This is a genomic window from Pseudomonas sp. LjRoot71 (genome assembly GCF_964253255.1).
Lineage (GTDB): Bacteria > Pseudomonadota > Gammaproteobacteria > Pseudomonadales > Pseudomonadaceae > Aquipseudomonas.
The window spans coordinates 2,334,274-2,354,506 of record NZ_CAXURA020000001.1; the positions used below are offsets into that span (position 1 = coordinate 2,334,274).

General features: G+C 62.9%; 24 protein-coding genes. 12 read left to right on the forward strand and 12 right to left on the reverse strand.

Annotation, left to right across the window (positions count from 1 at the left end; genetic code table 11):
- Positions 1–129 precede the first annotated feature (129 nt).
- Both ACSQ17_RS11070 and ACSQ17_RS11075 read left to right on the forward strand, forming a co-directional pair.
- Complete coding sequence (locus ACSQ17_RS11070; RefSeq protein WP_436068636.1) at positions 130–621, forward strand: GNAT family N-acetyltransferase; 492 nt, start codon at positions 130–132, stop codon at positions 619–621.
- Positions 622–746: 125 nt separating this feature from the next.
- The gene (locus tag ACSQ17_RS11075) at positions 747–1,256 is read left to right on the forward strand and encodes a DUF3617 domain-containing protein (RefSeq protein WP_436068637.1); all 510 of its coding nucleotides are present in this window, start codon (positions 747–749) and stop codon (positions 1,254–1,256) included.
- 15 nt (positions 1,257–1,271) lie between these two features.
- On the opposite strand, the gene ACSQ17_RS11080 is transcribed toward ACSQ17_RS11075, so the two are convergent.
- Entirely contained in the window at positions 1,272–2,021 is a 750-nt protein-coding gene (locus ACSQ17_RS11080; RefSeq protein WP_436068638.1) for a substrate-binding periplasmic protein, read from the reverse strand.
- A 295-nt stretch (positions 2,022–2,316) separates the two neighbouring features.
- On the opposite strand from ACSQ17_RS11080, the gene ACSQ17_RS11085 reads away from it, so the two are divergent.
- Entirely contained in the window at positions 2,317–2,883 is a 567-nt protein-coding gene (locus ACSQ17_RS11085) for a LemA family protein (protein WP_436068639.1), read from the forward strand.
- Position 2,884: 1 nt separating this feature from the next.
- Positions 2,885–4,807: a DUF2207 domain-containing protein gene (locus ACSQ17_RS11090; protein ID WP_436068640.1), complete on the forward strand. Its 1,923-nt coding sequence runs from the start codon at positions 2,885–2,887 to the stop codon at positions 4,805–4,807.
- Positions 4,808–4,937: 130 nt separating this feature from the next.
- Here the strand turns inward: ACSQ17_RS11090 and ACSQ17_RS11095 are convergent, their stop codons facing one another.
- From ACSQ17_RS11095 to folE2, 3 genes are read right to left on the reverse strand one after another with little or no spacing between them, the layout of a single operon-like run.
- On the reverse strand, positions 4,938–5,174 hold the full coding sequence (locus ACSQ17_RS11095; RefSeq protein WP_436068641.1) for a hypothetical protein: 237 nt from the start codon (positions 5,172–5,174) through the stop codon (positions 4,938–4,940).
- The gene (locus ACSQ17_RS11100) at positions 5,171–5,668 is read right to left on the reverse strand and encodes a GNAT family N-acetyltransferase (protein WP_436068642.1); all 498 of its coding nucleotides are present in this window, start codon (positions 5,666–5,668) and stop codon (positions 5,171–5,173) included. The genes ACSQ17_RS11095 and ACSQ17_RS11100 overlap by 4 nt, the downstream gene beginning before the upstream one ends.
- 60 nt (positions 5,669–5,728) lie before the next feature.
- Positions 5,729–6,619: a GTP cyclohydrolase FolE2 gene (gene folE2, locus ACSQ17_RS11105; protein WP_436068643.1), complete on the reverse strand. Its 891-nt coding sequence runs from the start codon at positions 6,617–6,619 to the stop codon at positions 5,729–5,731.
- A gap of 76 nt (positions 6,620–6,695) precedes the next feature.
- Between folE2 and dksA the strand changes: the two genes are divergently transcribed.
- The 3 genes from dksA to ACSQ17_RS11120 are packed head-to-tail and all read left to right on the forward strand — an operon-like array spanning position 6,696 to position 8,985.
- On the forward strand, positions 6,696–7,121 hold the full coding sequence (dksA, locus tag ACSQ17_RS11110; protein WP_436068644.1) for an RNA polymerase-binding protein DksA: 426 nt from the start codon (positions 6,696–6,698) through the stop codon (positions 7,119–7,121).
- A 14-nt stretch (positions 7,122–7,135) separates the two neighbouring features.
- Complete coding sequence (gene zigA, locus ACSQ17_RS11115) at positions 7,136–8,341, forward strand: zinc metallochaperone GTPase ZigA (protein ID WP_436068645.1); 1,206 nt, start codon at positions 7,136–7,138, stop codon at positions 8,339–8,341.
- The gene (locus ACSQ17_RS11120; protein WP_436068646.1) at positions 8,341–8,985 is read left to right on the forward strand and encodes a DUF1826 domain-containing protein; all 645 of its coding nucleotides are present in this window, start codon (positions 8,341–8,343) and stop codon (positions 8,983–8,985) included. Before zigA ends, ACSQ17_RS11120 begins: the two co-directional genes overlap by 1 nt.
- 132 nt (positions 8,986–9,117) lie before the next feature.
- Here the strand turns inward: ACSQ17_RS11120 and ACSQ17_RS11125 are convergent, their stop codons facing one another.
- Entirely contained in the window at positions 9,118–9,471 is a 354-nt protein-coding gene (locus ACSQ17_RS11125) for an NADH:ubiquinone oxidoreductase (RefSeq protein ID WP_233683121.1), read from the reverse strand.
- 108 nt (positions 9,472–9,579) lie between these two features.
- Between ACSQ17_RS11125 and ACSQ17_RS11130 the strand changes: the two genes are divergently transcribed.
- A complete protein-coding gene (locus tag ACSQ17_RS11130; protein ID WP_436068647.1) occupies positions 9,580–10,572 on the forward strand; it encodes a CobW family GTP-binding protein in 993 nt (330 codons plus the stop codon).
- Here ACSQ17_RS11130 and ACSQ17_RS11135 read toward each other — a convergent pair.
- Entirely contained in the window at positions 10,537–10,896 is a 360-nt protein-coding gene (locus ACSQ17_RS11135; protein WP_436068648.1) for a hypothetical protein, read from the reverse strand. The genes ACSQ17_RS11130 and ACSQ17_RS11135 overlap by 36 nt on opposite strands.
- Positions 10,897–11,008: 112 nt before the next feature.
- On the opposite strand from ACSQ17_RS11135, the gene ACSQ17_RS11140 reads away from it, so the two are divergent.
- A complete protein-coding gene (locus tag ACSQ17_RS11140; RefSeq protein WP_436068649.1) occupies positions 11,009–11,887 on the forward strand; it encodes an alpha/beta fold hydrolase in 879 nt (292 codons plus the stop codon).
- Between the two features lie 10 nt (positions 11,888–11,897).
- Positions 11,898–12,260 carry a DUF7079 family protein gene (locus tag ACSQ17_RS11145; protein WP_436068650.1) on the forward strand — a complete coding sequence of 121 codons (363 nt, stop codon included), beginning with the start codon at positions 11,898–11,900 and terminating at the stop codon, positions 12,258–12,260.
- Here ACSQ17_RS11145 and ACSQ17_RS11150 read toward each other — a convergent pair.
- The 6 genes from ACSQ17_RS11150 to ACSQ17_RS11175 all read right to left on the reverse strand — a co-directional run bounded on the left by ACSQ17_RS11150 (position 12,257) and on the right by ACSQ17_RS11175 (position 18,504).
- Positions 12,257–12,655: a DUF3301 domain-containing protein gene (locus ACSQ17_RS11150; RefSeq protein ID WP_233683126.1), complete on the reverse strand. Its 399-nt coding sequence runs from the start codon at positions 12,653–12,655 to the stop codon at positions 12,257–12,259. The genes ACSQ17_RS11145 and ACSQ17_RS11150 overlap by 4 nt on opposite strands.
- A 56-nt stretch (positions 12,656–12,711) precedes the next feature.
- On the reverse strand, positions 12,712–14,253 hold the full coding sequence (locus tag ACSQ17_RS11155; RefSeq protein WP_436068651.1) for a diguanylate cyclase: 1,542 nt from the start codon (positions 14,251–14,253) through the stop codon (positions 12,712–12,714).
- Between the two features lie 64 nt (positions 14,254–14,317).
- Positions 14,318–14,803: an acyl-CoA thioesterase gene (locus tag ACSQ17_RS11160; protein ID WP_233683128.1), complete on the reverse strand. Its 486-nt coding sequence runs from the start codon at positions 14,801–14,803 to the stop codon at positions 14,318–14,320.
- A 64-nt stretch (positions 14,804–14,867) separates the two neighbouring features.
- Positions 14,868–15,599, reverse strand: a complete 732-nt coding sequence (locus tag ACSQ17_RS11165) for a substrate-binding periplasmic protein (RefSeq protein WP_436068652.1) — start codon at positions 15,597–15,599, stop codon at positions 14,868–14,870.
- Between the two features lie 55 nt (positions 15,600–15,654).
- Positions 15,655–17,022 (reverse strand): glutamine synthetase family protein, encoded by a 1,368-nt coding sequence (locus tag ACSQ17_RS11170; protein ID WP_436068653.1) that lies wholly within the window; start codon positions 17,020–17,022, stop codon positions 15,655–15,657.
- Between the two features lie 90 nt (positions 17,023–17,112).
- On the reverse strand, positions 17,113–18,504 hold the full coding sequence (locus tag ACSQ17_RS11175; RefSeq protein WP_436068654.1) for an aspartate aminotransferase family protein: 1,392 nt from the start codon (positions 18,502–18,504) through the stop codon (positions 17,113–17,115).
- A 122-nt stretch (positions 18,505–18,626) separates the two neighbouring features.
- Here ACSQ17_RS11175 and ACSQ17_RS11180 point away from each other — a divergent pair, with 122 nt between their 5' ends.
- Positions 18,627–19,397, forward strand: coding sequence for an SDR family NAD(P)-dependent oxidoreductase (locus tag ACSQ17_RS11180; protein WP_436068655.1), 771 nt, complete (start codon positions 18,627–18,629; stop codon positions 19,395–19,397).
- A gap of 150 nt (positions 19,398–19,547) precedes the next feature.
- Positions 19,548–20,204: a GntR family transcriptional regulator gene (locus ACSQ17_RS11185; RefSeq protein ID WP_436068656.1), complete on the forward strand. Its 657-nt coding sequence runs from the start codon at positions 19,548–19,550 to the stop codon at positions 20,202–20,204.
- The last annotated feature ends 29 nt before the right edge of the window (positions 20,205–20,233 follow it).

The window sequence follows — 20,233 nt, forward strand, 5'->3', positions numbered from 1 at the left end:
CACGTCCGCTCCCAAGGCCACAAGCCCTGGCGTTAAAAGAGGAGAACCCCCATTTGGCCAAGCCGGTGGGGGTTTTGTTCGTTTGCCGTAACGGTTAATTTCACCGGATTGACTGACAAGCAGGATGTTATGAGCACCATCACCTATTACCTGGATATGCAGCACCCTGAGCAGATTCTTGGCAAAGCCCTGCCGGTCGAGTTGAACGTGGTGGAGTGCCAGCACAAGCAGTTTCAGCTCAACCGCTTTCTCTACCAGTTGGTTGGCGAGCCGTGGCAGTGGACTGACAAGCTCAGCTGGACCGACGCGCAGTGGCGCGAACTGATCGAGCAGCCCAACCACCGCACCTGGGTGGCCTATCACCAGGGCGCGATTGCCGGCTACTACGAGCTGCTGCGTGATGCCGACGGCGCCGTGGAGATTCTCTATTTTGGTCTGGCCGAGGCGTTTTTCGGTCAGGGCTTTGGCGGCCCGTTGCTGAGCCATGCATTGCAGTCGGCCTGGGCCTGGCCGGGCACCACAAGGGTCTGGGTACACACCTGCAGCCTCGACCACCCCAGCGCGCTGGCCAACTACCAGGCTCGCGGTCTGCGTATCTATCAAGAGGACGTCACCCCGTAGGATGGGTGAGCCGCACGGCAGCTGCAGACGGTCTGCCGCCTGCTCTGGCGCGGCATAACCCATCAGGCGCACGGACGGATGCAGCAGTCTACGCTTGCAGGGGATTCACCCTTCAGGAGCCGCTTATGCGCCGTAGTCGTCATCCTCTGCTATTGAGTTTTTGCCTGCTGCCCACGCTGGCGTGTGCAGTGGAACTTCAACCCGGTCTCTGGGAAATCAGCTCGAACAGCATGCAGCTCGGCGGCCAGGCGTTGCCGGGCATGCAAACGATGCTGGAACAGCTGAAAAATCTGCCTCCCGAACAGCGCCAGATGATGGAACAGATGATGGCGCAGCAAGGCGTGCAGCTGGGCGACAAGGGCGTGCGTGTGTGCATGAGCGAGGCACAGATCAAGGCCCAACAGATCCCCCTGCAAGACCCCAACTCCGGCTGCCGCAATGAAGTGACCGAGCGCAGTGCCAGCCTGTGGAAGTTTCGCTTCAGTTGCCCCGAAGGTCAGGGCGAAGGGCAAACCCACTTTGTCAGCGAGCGGGAATTCACCACCCAGGTCAATGGCACCTTCGATGGCCAGAGCGGCAGCATGCAAAGCCAGGCGCGTTGGGTGGCGGCGGATTGTGGTGGGTTAAAGCCCTAGTCCTGCCAGCTGCTGTCAGCGCTCGTTGAGCGGGTTGGCGATGCCGTGGCGTTCCTTGAGGGTCTGTACCAGATCGGCCTGGCTGTTGAGGAAGGCGCTGAACTGTTCGATCACCTGCGGGTGATGGATGCTCGAGAGGAAGTAGTGATCATCCTGATAGGGCAGGCTGGGGTCGAACACCAGCGCATCACCTGCGGCATGGTTGTACAGCTGGTGCCGCACCACCTGTGGATTGAGGTAGACGCCATCGACCCGGTCGCTCATGGCCATGGCCAGCAGTGACTCGATCTGGTTGGCCTGGATCAGGATCATGCGCCCGGCCTTGATATCGTCCAGGTAGGGCCAGGGAGTGAAGCCGCGCTGGGTGCCGAGCCGGCGCAAGCGCTGTTTGCCCTGGCCCAGCAGCTGCGGTTTGACCAGCACGCCATCCACCGCAGCCGCCGCGGCCTGGCTGTAATACAGGTGGTGGCCCTGCTTGATATCGGCGTTCCAGCGCGGGTTGTCCGGGTACTTGAACGCCACCCGATCATTGAGAAAGTCACTCAGCAGACGCCGCACAGGCAGTGGCTGGTAGATGAACTGATGGCCCTGGTATGCAGCAAAGGCGTCCAGCAGGTCGCGACCATAGCCCAGGTACTGGCCGTCCTGTACGTCGGAATAAGGCATATAGGGTTGCAGCTCGACCCCGACCGTAAAGGTCTCGGCCGATGCGGGCGCGGCAAGGCTGAAGGACAGGCAGGTCAGCAGAGTCAGCAGTGCTCTCATCAACGACATCTCGAACAACGACCTCGAGCAGGCCATAGGCAAACCATAGCTAATTGCCTCGTCCAGCGGGAGACAACCTGTCGATAAAGCCTGACCAGACGGATGAAAAAATCCCTCGCTGGCGGGCAGCAATAGGTGCCAAGACGAGCGTTGCACCTACACAGCCTGTTATAAGGCCAGTGCCGGGATGCGCCCTTGTTGCTACTGGGGTGGAGCAGGTGAGGGCGGCACCGGCTATGGTGTGAAGTGGTGGCGGATAGCGCAGGCGTTCAGCCGATTTTCTCAAGGAGTGGCTATGCAAGGGGCGGGATTCTGGGTGGTGCCGGCGCTGCTGGTGGCGCTCGCGGGGTTGGCGATTTATTACTACAACCGCCTGGTGTTCAACCGCGCACGGGTGGCCGAGGCGTGGAGCGGTATCGATGTGCAGCTCAAGCGCCGCGCCAGTCTGATTCCGGCGCTGGTCGAGTGCGTGCGGCAGTACATGAAGTACGAGCAAGGCACGCTTGAGGCGCTGGTGCAGGAACGTATGCGCGCCGTTCAGCTGGCCGATTCGCCGCTGGGCGAGCGGGCGCCGGTGGAGGCACACCTGGGCACGCAGTTGCGCCAGCTGTTTGCCTTGATCGAGGACTATCCGACGCTCAAGGCCGATGGTCAGTTTCTCGATCTGCAGCGCAACCTCACCGAGGTCGAGAACCATATCCAGATGGCCCGGCGTTATTACAACGGCGCGGTGCGCGAGCTGAATGTGCTGGTCGAGTCGGTGCCGAGCAACCTGGTGGCGCGGCCCTTTGCTTTTAACCGGGCAGAGTACTTCAGCCTGGATGACCCGCGTGACGCTCAGTCGCCAAAAATGGAGTTCTGATATGCATGGATGGCTACGCAGCCTGTTGTTGAGCCTGTGTCTGTTGCCGCTGTGGGCCAGCGCCGAAGAGGTGATCGAGGACTTTGACGTAACGTTGCAGGTGCAGCCGGACGGCAACCTACTGGTGACCGAGCGGATTACCGTGCAGGCCGAGGGGGAGCAGATCAAGCGCGGTATCTATCGCGATCTGCCGGTTACCTACAGCCTGCCCATGGGCCTGCTGCAGAGCAGCCCGATCACCTTGCTTGGGGCGAGCCGCGATGGCCAGGCGGAGCGTGTGCGGGTTGAGCAGAACGGCAGCTGGGTGCGCTATTACCTGGGCTCGGCGGACCAACTGCTGCAACCGGGGCGCTATCAGTACGAGTTGCGTTACCGGGTTGAACGGCAGTTGTTGCACCACGCGGATTCGGATGAGTTGTACTGGAACGTCACCGGCAATCAGTGGGTGTTCCCGATTCTGCGGGCCTCGGCGGAGGTCAAACTGCCTGCCGGTGCACGGATGGGTGATCTGGCCGCCTATACCGGGGCCGATGGTGAGCAGGGCGAGGCCTATAAGGTGCTTGAGCAGCGCGCCGATTATCTGCGCCTAGCCACCACCCAAGCCTTGCCGGCCTACCACGGCCTGACGGTCGCCGTGGACTGGCAGGCCGGGCTGGTGGCGCGGCCTAGCCTGGTCGAGCGCGGCGGCGCGTTGCTGCGTGACAACCTCGGCCTGTGCCTGGGCGCGCTGCTACTGGTTGGCCTGGTGATGTTTTACCTGCGTGCTTGGGATCGGGTCGGCCGTGATCCGCAGAAAGGCCTGATCATTGCGCTGTTCGAGGCACCACAAGGCATGAGCCCGGTGCAGGCCGGCTACCTCTGGCATCGCGGTTTCAAAGGGCATTTTCAGGACGCCCGTGCGTTCAGTGTATGGCTCACCGATATGGCCATCCGCAAGTACCTGCATCTGGAAGAAACCCGTAGCGGGGCTTTCAGCCTGGCGCGCGGGAAAGGTACTGGCGATCTCAGCGAAGAGGATCGCGAGGTGCGCAAGCGTCTGTTTCCGGCCAACAAGGAAGGTATCGCGCTGAAACTGGGCAGCGACTATGAGCCGCGCTTGGCCGATGCCCTGGCCGGCATGAAAAGCCAGCTGCAGCAGCAGGGCAAAGCCTGGTTCAGCAATAACCGCGGCATCTGGACCTGGGGGTTGATCTGGGCGCTGGTCGGCTGCCTGGTGACGCTGCTGATCGATGCACGCAGTGAAGACGACGTGGCCACCAGCCTGGCCGGTATGGTGTTCTCTGTTGGGTTTGGTGTGCCGGCGTTTTTCGTGCTGTACCTGGCCAAGCATCAACCCAGCTGGGGCAAGAGCATTCTCCTGGGGTTTTTCGGCCTGTTGTTCGCGTTGCCGGTGCCGATTGGCCTGCTGATGCTTGCCGAGGCCAGCGCCTGGCCGGCGTTGGTGCTGCTGTGTGCGTATGTGCTGCTGGTGCTGCTGTTTTTCTACCTGCTGCCGGCCCCCACATTGCTGGGGCGGCAATTGCTCGACGGGTTGGAAGGCTACCGCGACTACCTGCAACTGGCGGAAAGCGATGCGTTGGCACTGGCTGGCAATGCGCCGGCGATGAGCATCGCGCTGTATGAAAAACACCTGCCTTACGCCATGGCCCTGGGCGTGGAGGACAAGTGGAGTGCGCGCTTCAGCACGGCCCTGGCCAACGGCCTGATCGACTCGGAGCAGCGTGACTATCACCCCGATTGGTACCACAGCCGCAGCAGCTTCAGTACCCCGCTGGCGATGAGCACCGCTCTGGCGGCCGGGCTCAGCAGCGCCACGGCACTGGCGTCATCGCCACCGTCGAGCAGTTCATCAGGCGGTGGCGGCTCATCCGGGGGTGGCTCGTCCGGCGGCGGTGGTGGTGGTGGGGGAGGCGGTGGCTGGTAGCGCGCTTTGTGGGAGAGGCTTTAGCCGCGACGAACTTTGATCGTAGCTACGACTGCATGGATGCAGGAGGTAGAGCGAAGCAGGATGCTCAAGCCGAAAGCCCCTCTCACACATCATGGCCTCAGCAGCACTAGGGCTTACGGGTTTCCTGCAGCTTGGCCAGCAAGGCTTCGCTTCTTTCCAGCTGCTCGGCTTCGCTGAGCTGCGGGTTTTCCAGCACGCTGTCGAGCTGTGCGATCAGCTCGCTCTGCCGGTTGATTCGCTCATCGAGCTTTTCCAGCTTGCGCTGGTTGTACCAGCTCCACAGCGCCAGGGCGCAGGCCGACAGAACCACGGCGGCCAGCACGATCGTCGTCAGGGTGTTCATTGCGGCTCCAGGGTTTTGTGCATCAGCATGCGCGGCAACATAACAGCGCCGCGCGTCACCGTCTGTGCCTGCTGCACAGAAAATCCCTGGGCGGCAAAAAATGCCTGGGCCACCAGACTGGCTTCGGTAAACAGCTCACGTACGCCGGCCGCGCGCAGGCGTTGTTCGGCGGCCGTATACAAGGTGCTGGCGACACCCTGGCGGGCATAAGCGGGCGCGCAGTACAGCAGGTCGATATGGCCATCCAGGCTAAAGCCGATAAAGCCGGCGATAACATGGCTATCTTCGGCGATAAGTAATTCAAGTGACGATAAACGTGTTTGCCATGCGGGTGTGTCTGCAACGGCTGGTGCCCAGGCCTGGCGCTGCGCGGCGTTGTAGTGCGCGCTGCTCAGTTGACTGACCGAAGCCTGAAACAGCGCAACCAGCGTTGCCAGGTCATCAGCCTGGTAAGTGCGCAGGTTGAACGTCGGCGGTGGTGGCGTTGCGCGCATGCGGTGATCCCTGTTGCCCCGGTAAGCCGGCAGAGTAGCGCTGCCTTGGCGCGGGGTAAATCAGCGCCAGTTGCAACGGCTCTCCGCTACTGCATCGTGGGCGTGCAGGCTTTCCGCGTGCACCACGCGCAGCTGAAAGGCGCTGAAACCCGGTTGTTCGCGCAAGGCACTGTGCAGACGGCGTGCGGCGTCTTCGCAGAACATCAGGTTTTGCCCGTTGGCCAGGGCAAAGGCTTGCTCGTCGGCGCGCTTTACCGCCGTCTGCACAGCGGTGCTGAGGGCCTGTTCGGCGCTGTCGATCAGCGCAACCAGCGGCAATTCCGCGCTGTCGCTGTGCAGGCGCACTTGCAGGGTGGCGATGCTGCGCTGGCTGTGCGGCGTAGCGATGATGCCCTGGGGCGAGCCGAGCCAGGCCAGCAGTTGTGCGTGGTCCAGCGGTTGGTTGGCGAAGTCCTCGATAAAGCGCTGCTGAATCAGTTGGCGCGCCAGCGCAGCGGAGCACGGGCAGGTTGAGGAATAGGCCACTTCAACCTGTAGTTCCACGTGAAACCCCCATGAATCCTGGCGTGCACGCACTTCGAAGGGATAAGCCTTCCAACCGGCGAGCGGGCTGACCAGTGCAGGACGGCTGAGCAACACCTCGCCGCGCAGGGCAATGGACGCCTGTTGTGACAGGCCCTGGTGGCTGTCGAGAAACTCATTCAGAAGCTGCCGCAGCGTCGCCGGGCTCAGTTCGCAGTGTTCCAGCGCATGCAGCGCCAGGTACAGGCGCGACATGTGAATGCCGCGTGCCTTGCCGTCGTCCAGGCTGACGCCGACATCCGCGCGGGCATGGATGCGTTGCCCCGCCAGGTTGATCGGCAGTGCAATGCCTTGCATACCAACCCAGTTCAGGGTGTGTTCATGGGCAGTGGGTTGCGCGGCTATGTCCGGCAAGGTCAGTGCGTTCATCAGAAATCTGCCGCTCGGTTGTGCATTTAAATGTTATGTTATAACAAATAAATCGCAAAGCCAGTGAATCCTGACGATGACCTCAAGCCCGCTTACCCACGCCGAACTGCTCGCCCAGCCGGCGGATGACTACATGAATGCTGCGCAGCAGCAGTTTTTCCGCAGCCTGCTGCTAAGTCAGCGCGGCGAACTGCAAACGCGCATTGCCGACGAGTTCGAAGGTTTGCGCGAGCGCGAAACCAGCAGCGACCCCGCCGACATTGGCAGCGCCGAAGAGCAGCGCCAGTGGCAACTGCGCCTGCTGGAGCGGGAAAAGAAGTTGCTCGACAAGATCGATGAAGCCCTCGACCGCCTGGCCCGTGGTGAGTACGGCTGGTGCGTGGAGACCGGCGAGCCGATTGGCCTCAAACGCCTGTTGCTACGGCCTACCGCCAGCCTGTGCATCGAAGCCAAAGAGCGTCAGGAACAACGCGAAAAACACCTGCGCCAGACCAATGCCTGATGGAGCTTGCAATCATGACCAATCGCCTTCCCGTAACCGTGCTGTCCGGCTTTCTCGGTGCCGGTAAAAGCACCCTGCTCAACGCCATTCTGAAAAACCGTCAGGGTTTGAAAGTGGCGGTGATCGTCAACGATATGAGCGAGATCAATATCGATGGCAGCGAAGTTCAGCGTGATGTCAGCCTGAACCGCGCCGAAGAAAAACTCGTGGAAATGAGCAACGGCTGCATCTGCTGCACCCTGCGCGAAGACCTGCTGGAAGAAGTCGGCCGCCTGGCCCGTGACGGCCGTTTCGACTATTTGCTGATCGAATCCACCGGGATCAGCGAGCCGCTGCCAGTGGCGGAAACCTTCACCTTCCGTGGCGAAGACGGCCAGAGCCTGGCCGATGTCGCGCGCCTGGACACCATGGTCACGGTGGTCGATGGGGTGAACTTTCTGCGCGATTTCCACGAGGCCGAAAGCCTGGCCAGTCGAGGCGAAACCCTCGGTGAAGAGGATGAGCGCTCGATCACTGACCTGCTGATCGAGCAGGTGGAATTCGCCGATGTGCTGCTGATCAGCAAGATCGACCTGATCAGCAGCCACGAGCGCGAGGAGTTGATGGCCATCCTCAAGGGCCTCAATACCCACGCCGACATCATGCCGATGGCCATGGGCGTGGTGCCGCTGAACACGATCCTCAACACCGGCCGTTTCGACTTCGAGCGCGCCGCCCAGGCGCCGGGCTGGCTCAAGGAGCTGCGCGGTGAACACGTCCCGGAAACCGAGGAATACGGCATTGCCTCCACCGCTTACCGGGCGCGCAAGCCGCTGCATCCCGAGCGTTTCTTCAATTTCATCAACCGCGAATGGAGTAACGGCCGCCTGCTGCGCAGCAAGGGCTTCTTCTGGCTGGCCAGCAAGTACCAGGACGCCGGCAGCTGGTCCCAGGCTGGCGGGCTGATGCGCCACGGTTTTGCCGGGCGTTGGTGGCGCTTTGTGCCCAAGGCGCAGTGGCCGCAGGATGACGAAGGCCTGCAGGCGATCATGAAAAACTGGCAGGCGCAGGCCGGTGACTGCCGCCAGGAGCTGGTGTTTATCGGCCAGAACATCGACTTCGCCGTGCTGAGCGCCGAACTGGATGCCTGCCTGCTCACCGAGGCGGAAATGGCCCTCGGTGTCGAGGCCTGGCGCGCGCTGCCCGATCCATTCGGCCCCTGGCATGAGGAGGCGGCCTGATGCTTGCGCAGGTGTTGCGCCAGCCATTGCAGCAGATCGCCAGTGAGCAGATTGATGTATTCGGCGAGGTGCTGCGTGATGAGGTCAATCTGGCGCTCTGGCAGCGTCAGCTACCGCCGCAGATCAGCGATTTTGCCAACGCTCTATTAGCCCAGGGCGAGCCACTGAGCCAATCGATGGTGCTGGAGTTGGTCAGCCCGGAAAGCGAGCCGAGCCTAGGCGGTCTGGTGGATGGTTACAGCGACCTGCCGGGCCAGGCGGCCTTTTTGCAGGACGTCAGCTGGCTGGTCAGCGCTTTCGCCTGCCTGTTCGATGCCAAGCGCATCGGTCTGCGCCTGCGCATTCTCGACAAGGCCATGTGCCCGCGCTTCCACGTTGATCATGTGCCGGTGCGCTTGATCACCAGCTATGCCGGAGTCGGCAGCGAGTGGCTGGCAGAAGGCGTGATGGCGCGCCGCCGCTTGGGTGACCCAGCCGCCGATCCCAGCGATTCGAGTCTGATCCAGCGCGCCGAGGCCGGGCATGTGCTGCTCGCCAAGGGTGAAAAATGGACGGGCAACGAGGGTGGCGGGTTGATTCACCGCTCGCCGCAACCGCCGGCCGGTGAGCGGCGCTTATTGCTGACGCTGGACTGGCTGGCTTGAATTTCAGGCAAAAAATAGGCTGCGTAGAAAGCAGCCTTAAGCACTAGAAAGCATGCCGGCGCGTGACCCGGCATGCAGGGGTGAGGTACCCAAAGCCACTAGAACATAAACAGGGTTACGTTTTGATGACGACTAACGCGCCATCCACACACCCTTGCTCTGCTTTTCGCAGAAGGGCTTGAGGTAGGTGGCATCCGTGGCCACCCCGTAATAGTGCACATCCTGCTGATAAGGCGTGCCGCCGACGGTAGCGTTGCGGCATACGCCAAAGGCACCCATCGGGCACTGCTCGACAAATTCCACCTCGACCTTCTGGCCCTGCAACTGCGGCTGACAGAAGCCAGTGCGAAACAGGTTGGGTGGGATGCTGCGGTTCTGCTGACAGACCTTCACATCCAGGCGTTCGGCCTGGCTATGCACCACACAGGCCTCGCCCCAGGCCAGGCCGGACAGTGTGAACAGGCTCAGCAACAGAAAAACACGCATCGACCGATCCCCCAAAAAATATGCCGGCGACTCTAGCATGCTGCTTTTATTCAGTCTGCGCCCCGTACCGGGGTTCTCCCCAGGCCGGCAAACCCGCACCATAGGCCCATGCTGAAAAATATCCCTACCCACCTGATCGCCGGCCCCCTGGGTGCCGGCAAGACCAGCCTGATTCGCCACCTGCTGGCGCAGCGCCCTGCGCATGAACGCTGGGCGGTGCTGATCAATGAATTCGGCCTGATCGGTTTGGACGCCGCGCTGCTGACCACGGACGACGACGGCGTGGCCCTCGGTGAAGTGGCGGGTGGTTGCCTGTGTTGCGTCAACGGCGTGCCGTTTCAGGTCGGCCTGAGTCGGCTGTTGCGCAAGGCCAAACCGCATCGCCTGCTGATCGAGCCGTCCGGCCTCGGTCATCCCCTGCAACTGCTGGAGCAGCTGGGCGCTGCGCCCTGGGCTGGCGTGCTGGCCGTGCAGGAGCCGCTGCTGGTGCTGGATGCTCAGGCCCTGGCGGCGGGTGAGGCGCTGCCGGATAGCCAGCAGGCGACGCTTGGCCACGCCGGGCTGCTGCTGTTGAACAAGGCCGAGGGGCTGGATGAAGCGACCCAGGCGCGCATTCAGATGCAACTGCCCGCGCGACCGATTTACTGGACCCGCCAGGGCGCCTTGCCGCTCACAGACTTGCCCGGTTTTAGCGCCCAGGCCGATAGCGCGGGCGCGCTGGATAACCTGCCTACCGGCAGCGCGTCGTTGCCGTTACTGTGGCGCAGCCCAAGCGAGCCGATCTGCCAGGTGCAACAGCAGGCCGAAGGCTGGAGCATTGGTTGGCGCTGGCACCCCAGCCAGCAGTTCAATCTGCTGCGGGTGCAGCAGTGGCTGAGCGGCCTGCCCTGGCGTCGCGCCAAGCTGGTGCTGCACAGCAACGCCGGCTGGCTGTCCGCCAACGCCCTGAATGGCCAGGCCCTGCATTGGCAAAACAGCGAATGGCGCAAGGACTCGCGGCTGGAGCTGATCTTCACCGAGGCGCAGGAGGTGTCTGCCTTGCAGGTCGGGTTTGCGGCCTGTGTATTAGCGCCAGATCATTTCGGCCAGGCTGCCGAATAGCAGAATCAGCACAGCCAGTGCGCTGATACGCAAAGCGAGGGGTGAGGCGAGCCACTGCATCACCTGCTGTCTGGGGGCTTCGCGCAGTGCATGCCACTCTTGATGGAACGCCGGGTCGATGCGCAAGGCAAATAGCCTGTCGCGGTACAACAGGTGACGTGCGTGGCGCATCTGACTGTAAAGCGGCAGGCGAATGGCAAAGTGCAGCTCGCCGTCTGCGGCGCGTCCCATGGCCAGTACATGGCAGTTGATGCCGGCGCTGCTGAGCTGTTCTTGCAGGTGCTCGATAAAGCCGGCGTGGCTGGATTCCAGTAAAACAAACACCCTGACGTCCTCCCTGATAGGTTTGCGGTCAGCATGCCGGAGTCAGATAGAACTGACGAGTCCTCTGGTTACGCTGATAATTCCGCTTAATGAATTCACGCAAGGCATGCTCATGCACCTTCTTCCCTGGTCACACAACAGCAGCGCCGGTTTTACCCTGCGTGGCTGGTATACGCCGCCTACGGGCAAACCTGTGTTGCACTTTCTGCATGGCAATGGCTATTGCGGGCGGGTGTATACGCCGCTGCTGGCGCTGTTGGCCGAGGATTTCGACTTGTGGTTGTGCGATGTGCAGGGCCATGGCGAGAGCGATCACGGTGGACGGTTCCATGGCTGGAACCGCAGTGCCGAGCTGGCGGTAGAAGCGTTTAGCGCTGGTCGTGAGCGTTTTGCCGATGCCCCGGCTTATGCGCTGGGCCACAGTTTTGGCGGGGTGCTGACTAGCCTGATCCTGGCGCGTCACCCGGCGTTGTTCCAGCGTGCGGTGCTGCTTGATCCGGTGCTGTTCAGCCCGGCGATGATCGGGGTGATGGCGTTGTCCGATGTGGTCGGATTGAGCCGGCGCACCACCCTGGCCAGCAAGGCACTCAAGCGGCGCAGCAGTTGGCCGGACCGCGCCGCTGCGCATGCCGCGCTGCATGGCCGCGGGATGTTTCGCGGCTGGACTGAAGAGGCCTTTGCCGCCTATATCCAGCATGCGCTGAAGGACAGCGACAAGGGCGTCGAGCTGTGCTGCCGGCCGAGTCGCGAAGCCGACATTTTCAGCTCTTTTCCCAAGCGTCTGTGGCCGTCGCTGGGCAAAGTCACCACCCCGACCCAGGTGCTTTATGGTGAGCGCAGTTACCCCTTTGTGGCCAAGTCGGTGGCCCGTTGGTGCGCCAGCAATGGGCATGTCAGTGGCCATGTAGTGCCCGGCGGGCACTGTTTTATGCAGGAACAACCGGCCGAGAGTGCTGCCCGTGTGGCGCGCTTTCTGTTGCAGCGCAACTGAGTGCTGAGCCATGGCCTGCCGCGAGGATGTCTGGCTGGCGCTGTCCGAGCTGTGGCTGGACACTGAACTGGATCAGTCAGCGCTGCGTCAGATCGCTGTAAGGCTGCGCGCCAGTGGCCTGAGCCGCCGTGAGCTGCAGCATATCTACCACTATGAAGTGGCTCCGCAGGTCTGGCTCAACCATTGGGTCGTGGCGGGTGTGTGGGATGCATTCGAGCCGAACTGGTTGCTGGCGGGCTGCCGGCTTCATCAGCAGGGTGGCCGCTGGCATCGGTTGAAGTGCCGTGTGCTGCGCAGGCCAATGACCCATGGCTGCCGGGTCGAGTGGCAACAGGTACTGGCGTTCTTGGCCGAGGCGGGTGTCAGGCTCTAGTGACGGGTGTTGTTGTCCGGTTCCTGATGCAGTGCGCGCCACTGCTGCATTTCGATCACCTGAGCGCTGGGTGGCGGTTCACGCAATGGATGGGCAGCCAATTCGATGCGTCCCAGGTGCTTGCCGAACAGGGTGATGCTGCCTTCATGCCGCTGTTCGCCGGTTACCGTAAATTCGAAACCATACACCCGGGCCAGGCGTTTGCGGCCGCGTGCATCAGGCAACAGGGCGAGCCGGCGCAGGGCGACATTGTCATCGAGTAATTCGATATCGGTCTTGGCGCAGTGCTGCTTCACCAGCTCCAGCGCCCGTTCGCGCAAGCCATGGGCATGCCACAGCCAGGCGCAGGCAGTGGCGAATAGCATCAGCAGAAACATATCAAAGAGCTCGAACATAATGGCTCCGGCAGCAGGAAGCAGAGCTTAACAGAGCACAACCGCTGAGCCTGTACTCATTCGGCATCCTGGCAGATGCGGTTACGGCCCTGGGTTTTGGCCTGGTACAGCTGGGTGTCGGCGCGCTGTAGCAGCTGCTCCAGGGTTTCATGCGGACGGCTGCTGGCCAGACCGATGCTGACGCTGATGTTCAGCGGGCCCTGAACCGTGTCGATGGGGTGCGTGTGCAGGTCGCTGCGCAGGCGCTCCAGGCGCTGGTGCGCGGCGTTGAGGTCACTGTCGGGCAGCAGGATGACGAATTCTTCGCCGCCAAAACGGGCGAACAGGTCGGTGCTGCGCGCCTGCTGGCGGCACAGTGTGCTGAACGCCACCAGTACCTGATCGCCGACGGCGTGGCCGTGCTGGTCGTTGACCCGTTTGAAATGATCCAGGTCGAGTATCGCCAGGCACAGCGCTGTGCCCTGACGCTGGCTGCGGCTCAGCTCATGCTCGGCGCGTTGCTGGAAGGCGCGGCGATTGAGGGCGCTGGTCAGCGGGTCGGTGGTGGCGAGTTGGCGCAGCTGTTCTTCCAGGGCCTTGCGCTGGCTGACATCGCGGATCTCGGCGACCTGCTGCTGCGCTTCGGCCAGGCGCGCGATGCTCAGTTCGGCGGCGAATGGCTGGCCGTCAGCGCGTTGGGCGAGCAGGTCGTGGGGACGGCCATCAGCCTGTTGCAGCAGTTCGCTGAGTGGCTGTTGGCTGCTGCTGTCGAAAAGCCGCGATAGCGGTTGGCCGAGCAGTTGGTCACGGGTTTGCGCAAACAGCTGTTCCAGCTTGGGGTTGCTGTCGATGATGCGTTCGCCGTCGAGCACCATCACACCGGCGTTGCTCACGCTCATCAGGCGTTCGAAACGCTCGGCGTTGGCAGCGGCCTGCTGGGCGTTACGCTGGCTGTCGGACAGGATGCGGCGCATGGTCAGCAGCACCAGGCCGACCAGGGCCACAAGCCACAGCGGAATGCCGAAGTTGTAGGGCAGCAGGTAGCTAACGGAGCGCGTGACATCGTCGTGCACGATGCCTTGCAGGCCATCGTGCAGGCCAATCACGCCGCGCAACAGGGTGACCATGGCATAACCGAGCAAGGCGATGGCGACAAACCGGCAGACGCCGTGCAGTTCCACCTCGCTGGGCGCACGCCACAGCGCCCAGCAGGCTTGCAGGGGCAGAAGGCCGCCAATTGCGGCGTACAGCGCGACGAGGTATTCCGAGTTGATGGGGCTGAGCCACCAGTGCCAGCTCAGGGCCAGGCTCATCAATCCGGCGCTGGCGGGGACAGTCCACCAGGGCAGCGGCAGGCCGAGAAAGCGAAACACGCCGAGCAGGATGATCGCTTCGCCGGCCAGTTGCAGGGCATTGCCAAGAATATTCAGCAGTTTGCTGCCACTGGCCATAAAACCCATGAACAGCAGGATGCCGATGATCAGGGTCCAGCTGCCCAGCATCCACAAACCGGGGCCACGGTAGGGGCGGGAGAAATACCAGAGCCCGCTGCAGGCAATGGCACTCGCCAGCATCAGGTTCAGGCCCAGCAGCATGGGGGAGAAATACAGGCTTTCCATGGCCCTACTCGGTGTTATGCACGGGGCACAATTGTGCCGCTGGTGGGGGTTGTTGTCTGCGGGTTCAGCTTTTTTCTTCGTTCAGCGCCTGGTAGCGCTGTTGCAGCTCGTTGCGGATCTGCCGACGTTGCAGGGCCTGACGCTGGCGCCGCAGGGCGTCTGCGGTGGTCGGCTCAAGGGCCGGAATCGCCGCCGGCTTGCCGTGTTCATCCACCGCGACCATGGTGAAGAAGCAGCTGTTGGTGTGGCGCACCGAGCGCTCGCGGATGTTCTCGGTGATCACCTTGATGCCGACCTCCATCGAAGTACGCCCGGAATAATTGACCGAGGCGAGGAAGGTCACCAGTTCGCCGACATGAATGGGTTCGCGGAAGATCACCTGGTCCACCGACAGGGTCACCACGTAACAACCGGCATAACGGCTGGCGCAGGCGTAGGCGACTTCATCGAGGTATTTGAGCAGGGTACCGCCGTGCACATTGCCGGAGAAGTTGGCCATGTCCGGGGTCATCAGTACGGTCATCGACAGCTGGGCGTTTCCGGGTTCCATAGCGGGCTCTGTGCGGGGGTGTGAGGCAACCATAGCAGGTGCCAGGGCCGGCCGGCGTGGCTGATCAGGGCAAGCCGAACTGCTGGTGTAGCTGGCTGAGCATGGGGGCCTGCTCGCTCAGGAACTGGTCGAAGCGTTTGATCAGCTGCGGGTATCGGTAACTGCTCAGGTGAAAGCGGGTGGTGATCTGCGGTAATTGCGGGTCACGTTGCAGTTGCTGCGGGTCGATACCCAGCAGTTGCATATGGTGCTGCACCACCTGCGGGTTGGCGTAGATGGCATCCAGGCGGCCCCGTTCAAGCATGCGCAGCAGGCTCTGGATGTCCTGCACTTCCACCAGTTCGATGGTGTGTTGTTCCAGCAGCGGTTGCCAGGCCTCGGCGGTGAAGCCGCGCACGATGCCCACCCGTTTGATTGCGCCCAGCCCCTGATTGAGCTGCTCGCGGCGCACCAGGGTGGCGTCGACGATTTCCACCACGGCCTGGCTGTAATACAGCGGCTGGCCGTCACGGGCTTCGCGGGCCCAGGCCGGGTTGTCGGGGAACAGCAGGTCGAGGCTCTGTTCGCCCAGCATATTGCGATACAGACGGTTGACCGGTTGCGGACGCAGTTCCAGCTCAAGGCCTTCGTGTTTGGCGAAGGCCTGCAACAGGGCGATGCAGTAGCCGTTGTAGGGCTGCCCCTCCACGGCCTTGTAGTAGGGGTAGTAGTCGTGATTTTCCAGGCCGACCCGCAGTGGCTCGGCCAGGGCAAATGCGCTGCACAACCAGCAGACCAGGATAATGCAGAGGCGCATGGGCCACTCCAGGGTGCTCAGATCCAATACAGCGTAGCTTGTGCCGGCGTTGTCGTCAGGCGTGGGTCAGGTACCAGCGCCAGTCCTGCTCACCGACTTCGCCCATAAACTGACGGAACTCGTTCCATTTGATCGCGAGGAACACCTTGAGGAAGTCCTCACCCAGTGCCTGCTTGGCCCAACTGGAGCTTTCCAGCGTACGCAGGGCGGTCAGCCAGTCGGTGGGCAGGGTTTCGCGGGCCTGCTCGTAGCCGTTGCCGATGATTTCCTCGCCCGGATCGATCTGGTTTTTGATGCCGTGATGGATGCCGGAAAGAATCGCCGCTGCTGCCAGGTAGGGGTTGGCATCGGCCCCGCAGATGCGGTGTTCCACATGCCGACTCTTGGCCGGGCCACCCGGTACGCGGAACGACACGGTGCGGTTGTTCACGCCCCAGCTCTTGGCCAGCGGCGCGTAGCTGTTGGCCTGGAAGCGGCGGAACGAGTTGGCGTTGGGGCAGAAGATCGCCAGGGCATCGTTGAGCGTGGCCATCATACCGCCGATGGCGTGCTTGAGCAGCGGCGTGCCATGCGGATCTTCCGAGGCCATCAGGTTATTGCCATCGGCGTCGGCCAGCGACACGTGCATATGCATCCCGCTGCCGGCCAGATCGCCAAATGGCTTGGCCATAAAGCAGGCCTGCAACCCATGCTTGTTGGCCACGCCCTTGACCAGGCGCTTGTAGCGCACGCCTTCATCCACCGCTTGCAGCGCATCGAAGCGGTGCTCCAGGGTCAGCTCGACCTGGCCCGGGGCGTATTCGGAAATCGCCGTGCGCACTGGCAGGCCCTGCACCTCGCAGGCGGCGTAGAGGTCGTCGAGGAACGGCTGCAGCTGCTCCAGCTCGTACACCCCGTACACCTGCGGGGCCTGCGGGCGCACGCCGTTCATCTGCAGCGCCGGCTGTGGGCGGCCGTTGGCGTCGCGGGTCTTGTCCAGCAGGTAGAACTCCAGCTCCACCGCCATTACCGGGTGGTAGCCGTCGGCCTTCAGGCGGTCGATGGCGCGTACCAGTACATGCCGTGGGTCGGCCGGGGCGGCCGGCAGGCCCTGGCTTGGGTGCATGCTCACCTGCAGCTGACCGGTGGGCGTGGCGCGCCAGGGTTGCAGGGTCAGGCTGCCGGGTAGCGGGTAGGTCCAGCAGTCGGCGTCGGCGACTTCCCAGACCAGGCCGCTTTCTTCCACGTCCTCGCCCTGGATGGTCAGCGCCAGGATCGAGCTGGGCAGCGGCCGGCCGTTCTCGTAGATGGCCAGCAGCTCGTCGCGGTGCAGCAGCTTGCCGCGCGGGATGCCGTTGGAGTCGATCAGCATCAGCTCGATGCTGCGCACTTCGGGATGGGCGGCGAGAAAGTCGCGGGCTTCCTGAGGGTTGGCGAATTGCATGGTGATTCTCACAGTGAGTCGTCATTTCGTGGGAGGCGCTTTAGCGGCGATTGTCGCGGCTGAAGCCCCTCCCACAGGCTGATCGATGAGTTATTTGCGGGCGCCGGGGATGGCCAGCAGCTCGGTCAGGGCCTGGTCGAGCATGCTGATCAGCTTGTCCACATCGTCTGCCGTGGTGCTCGGGCAGCACAGGGTCATGTTGTGGAATGGGGTGATCAGGATGCCGCGGTTGATCAGGTACAGGTGCAGGGCCATCTGCAGCTCGTCATGGAAGGCGGCCTCGGCCTCGGCGCCGGTCTTCGGCGACACCGGGCAGAACTGGAATTCGCTGCGCGCGCCCAGCTCGGTCACCGACCACTTCAGGTCATGCTTGCCGATCAGCGTGCGGAAGCCATCGGCCAGGCGCTTGGCCAGCGGCAGCATGTGCGCGTAGGCGGCCGGGGTCATCACCTGTTCCAGGTTGGCGCGCATGCAGTGCATGGCCAGGGCGTTGGCCGACAGGGTGGTGCCCATGCCGCTGTGACCGTGGCCGTGGCTGCCCTCGCTGGCACGTTTGCGCGATTCGGTCATGGCGCCTGCCATCTCTGCGCTGCAACCGAAGATGCCGCAGGGTACGCCACCGGCAATCGGTTTGCCGACCACGAAGAAGTCCGGGTCGAGGTTCCACAGTTGGGTGCAGCCACCCATATCGGTGGAGATGGTGTGGGTCTCGTCGATGATCAGCAGCGCGCCGTATTTACGGGTCAGCTCGCGACATTTTTGCATAAATCCCGGCTCGGGCAGGACCATGCCGATATTGGTCATCGCCGGTTCGCAGAGCAGGGCACAGACGTCGCCTTTAGCCAGCGCCGCTTCCAGCGCAGCCACGTCGTTGAACGGGATCGAGCGGCTGTACTGGGTCAGGTCATAGGCCTGGCCGACCAGGCCGGAGCGCGGCACGGTTTCGCCGTCGATGCAGCGCACCATCACGTCATCGACCGTGCCGTGGTAGCAGCCGTCGAACACCAGTAATGTCTTGCGCTGGGTGATCGCGCGGGCCCAGCGCAGCACGTAGCGGTTCGAATCCGTGGCCGTGGCGGTGACCTGCCAGAACGGCAGGCCGAAACGCGCGGCCAGCAACTCGCCGCAGACCACCGCATCTTCGCCCGGCAGCATGGTGGTCAGACCGTTGTTGCCCTGCTCGGCAATGGCCTTGGCGATCGGGTCCGGCGAGTGGCCGAACATGGTGCCGGTGTCGCCCAGGCAGAAGTCGATGTACTCATGGCCATCGACGTCATAGAAGCGCGCGCCCTTGGCCCGTTCGACGAACAGCGGCACCGGGGTCGACCAGTCGGCCATCCAGTGCATTGGCACGCCGCCGTACAGCGAGTTGCGCGCGCGTTCGGCCAGGGCCACGGATTTCGGGTTGCGGGCGATAAAATGTTCACGCTCGCGCTGGGCGAAGGCTTCTACGGCGGATGGGCTGATACCACTGGCAGTCATGTTGAACACCTCGTTCGAATATCTGCACATGCTATTTTGTGATCACAGAAAACTCAAGCATTGGTTTAATACTGCTTTATTGCTAGATTATCGCCACATTTGTGATCACAGGATGCCGTGCAATGGACTTTCAGCAACAGGTCGCGCTGATCAGTGGGGCGGGCAGTGAATCGGGTATTGGCCTGGCGATTGCCCGCCGCCTCGGGCGTGCCGGTGCGCGGGTGCTGCTGACGGCCAGCAGCGCGCGAGTCGAGCAACGGGTCGCCGAGTTGTGTGCTGAAGGTATTCAAGCACGTGGCCGCGCCGCCGACCTCACTGATGAACAGCAGGTCGCTGAATTAGTCACCTGGGCGCAGGCGCAGTGGGGGCAGATCGACGTTCTGGTGAACAACGCCGGCATGGCCATGCAAGGCAGCCCGGAACCCTTCGCCGAACTGGCGGACATGGACCTGGCCACCTGGAACCTGTCCATCGCGCGCAACCTCGGCACGGCGTTTCTGCTTACCCGCGCGGTGCTGCCGAGCATGCGGGCGCGCGGCTACGGGCGCATCGTCAATATCAGCTCGACCACCGGCACCCGTGGCAGCAACCCGGGTGAGGCGGCTTACAGTGCGGCCAAGGCCGGCATGCTCGGCCTGTCCATGGGCCTGGCGCTGGAAGTGGCCAAACAGGGCATCACCGTTAACAGCGTTGCGCCGGGCTGGATTGCTACCGGTTCCAGTACCGAAGAAGAGCAGCATGCGGCGCAGTACACTCCGCTAGGCCGTGCCGGTCGCCCGGAAGAAGTGGCGGCGGCGGTGGCCTTCCTGGCCTCCCGAGAGGCCAGCTACATCACCGGCGAGGTACTCGTCGTGGATGGCGGCAACTGCCTGATCGAGAACAAGGCTCTGTAGGGTGCGCCGCGCGCCCCTGCCAGCCCGAGTTGAGTCCTAGTGCGCGCGGCGCACCCTACGTCCAGCCCCAACAAGGATATCCCCATGCGTAACTGTTCGCTGACCCTTGCCCAACTGCCCGCGCCACCGGCACAAGGACACTGCTGAGCCATGGCCGACAATCTGCAAGAGCAGCTTTATCAACGTATTCGTGAAGGCCTCCTGGCCGGGCGCTTCCAGCCTGGCGAGCGCTTGAAAATCCGTGACCTGGCGGCCGAGTGGGGCACCAGTCCGATGCCGGTACGCGCCGCTTTGCAGCGTCTGGTGGCCGAAGGCGCGCTGGAAGGTGAGCCACAGCGCTCGGTGCGCGTGCCGCCGATGACCCGCGAGCGCTACGAGCATATCTTCCAGGTGCGCCTGGGCCTTGAAGGCCTGGCTGTGGAGCTGGCCACCCCGCGCCTGACGCCCGCCGATCTGACCGCACTGCGTGACTGCGTGGCGCGCATGGATCAGGCCATCGAACAGCGGCAGATCCAGGCGTACCTGAATGCCAACAGCCAGTTTCACCTGCACCTCTACAGCGCCTGCGGCAACCCGGTGTTGCTGCGCTCAATCGAATCGCTGTGGCTGCAGGTCGGGCCCTTCTTCAACCGCCTGTTCACCGGCGCCGACCTGTCGCTGCGGCTGAATGACTTTCATGAAGACGCCTTCACCGCTATCGAGGCGGGCGATGCCAAAGGTGCGCGTCAGGCCATGGAGCAGGACCTGCTCTACTTCGCACGCTTTCTGCTCAACCTGCTGGATCTGGAACAGGGCCAACAGCGTTAGGCTTCTGACAGCGCGATGGTCGACAACTA

What these genes read in the sequence shown, in the direction of transcription:
- ACSQ17_RS11070 (WP_436068636.1), top strand. Translation starts at nt 130, where the DNA reads ATGAGCACCATCACCTATTACCTGGATATGCAGCACCCTGAGCAGATT.
- ACSQ17_RS11075 (WP_436068637.1), top strand. Translation starts at nt 747, where the DNA reads ATGCGCCGTAGTCGTCATCCTCTGCTATTGAGTTTTTGCCTGCTGCCC.
- ACSQ17_RS11080 (WP_436068638.1), bottom strand. Translation starts at nt 2,021, where the DNA reads ATGAGAGCACTGCTGACTCTGCTGACCTGCCTGTCCTTCAGCCTTGCC.
- ACSQ17_RS11085 (WP_436068639.1), top strand. Translation starts at nt 2,317, where the DNA reads ATGCAAGGGGCGGGATTCTGGGTGGTGCCGGCGCTGCTGGTGGCGCTC.
- ACSQ17_RS11090 (WP_436068640.1), top strand. Translation starts at nt 2,885, where the DNA reads ATGCATGGATGGCTACGCAGCCTGTTGTTGAGCCTGTGTCTGTTGCCG.
- ACSQ17_RS11095 (WP_436068641.1), bottom strand. Translation starts at nt 5,174, where the DNA reads ATGAACACCCTGACGACGATCGTGCTGGCCGCCGTGGTTCTGTCGGCC.
- ACSQ17_RS11100 (WP_436068642.1), bottom strand. Translation starts at nt 5,668, where the DNA reads ATGCGCGCAACGCCACCACCGCCGACGTTCAACCTGCGCACTTACCAG.
- folE2 (WP_436068643.1), bottom strand. Translation starts at nt 6,619, where the DNA reads ATGAACGCACTGACCTTGCCGGACATAGCCGCGCAACCCACTGCCCAT.
- dksA (WP_436068644.1), top strand. Translation starts at nt 6,696, where the DNA reads ATGACCTCAAGCCCGCTTACCCACGCCGAACTGCTCGCCCAGCCGGCG.
- zigA (WP_436068645.1), top strand. Translation starts at nt 7,136, where the DNA reads ATGACCAATCGCCTTCCCGTAACCGTGCTGTCCGGCTTTCTCGGTGCC.
- ACSQ17_RS11120 (WP_436068646.1), top strand. Translation starts at nt 8,341, where the DNA reads ATGCTTGCGCAGGTGTTGCGCCAGCCATTGCAGCAGATCGCCAGTGAG.
- ACSQ17_RS11125 (WP_233683121.1), bottom strand. Translation starts at nt 9,471, where the DNA reads ATGCGTGTTTTTCTGTTGCTGAGCCTGTTCACACTGTCCGGCCTGGCC.
- ACSQ17_RS11130 (WP_436068647.1), top strand. Translation starts at nt 9,580, where the DNA reads ATGCTGAAAAATATCCCTACCCACCTGATCGCCGGCCCCCTGGGTGCC.
- ACSQ17_RS11140 (WP_436068649.1), top strand. Translation starts at nt 11,009, where the DNA reads ATGCACCTTCTTCCCTGGTCACACAACAGCAGCGCCGGTTTTACCCTG.
- ACSQ17_RS11145 (WP_436068650.1), top strand. Translation starts at nt 11,898, where the DNA reads ATGGCCTGCCGCGAGGATGTCTGGCTGGCGCTGTCCGAGCTGTGGCTG.
- ACSQ17_RS11150 (WP_233683126.1), bottom strand. Translation starts at nt 12,655, where the DNA reads ATGTTCGAGCTCTTTGATATGTTTCTGCTGATGCTATTCGCCACTGCC.
- ACSQ17_RS11155 (WP_436068651.1), bottom strand. Translation starts at nt 14,253, where the DNA reads ATGGAAAGCCTGTATTTCTCCCCCATGCTGCTGGGCCTGAACCTGATG.
- ACSQ17_RS11160 (WP_233683128.1), bottom strand. Translation starts at nt 14,803, where the DNA reads ATGGAACCCGGAAACGCCCAGCTGTCGATGACCGTACTGATGACCCCG.
- ACSQ17_RS11165 (WP_436068652.1), bottom strand. Translation starts at nt 15,599, where the DNA reads ATGCGCCTCTGCATTATCCTGGTCTGCTGGTTGTGCAGCGCATTTGCC.
- ACSQ17_RS11170 (WP_436068653.1), bottom strand. Translation starts at nt 17,022, where the DNA reads ATGCAATTCGCCAACCCTCAGGAAGCCCGCGACTTTCTCGCCGCCCAT.
- ACSQ17_RS11175 (WP_436068654.1), bottom strand. Translation starts at nt 18,504, where the DNA reads ATGACTGCCAGTGGTATCAGCCCATCCGCCGTAGAAGCCTTCGCCCAG.
- ACSQ17_RS11180 (WP_436068655.1), top strand. Translation starts at nt 18,627, where the DNA reads ATGGACTTTCAGCAACAGGTCGCGCTGATCAGTGGGGCGGGCAGTGAA.
- ACSQ17_RS11185 (WP_436068656.1), top strand. Translation starts at nt 19,548, where the DNA reads ATGGCCGACAATCTGCAAGAGCAGCTTTATCAACGTATTCGTGAAGGC.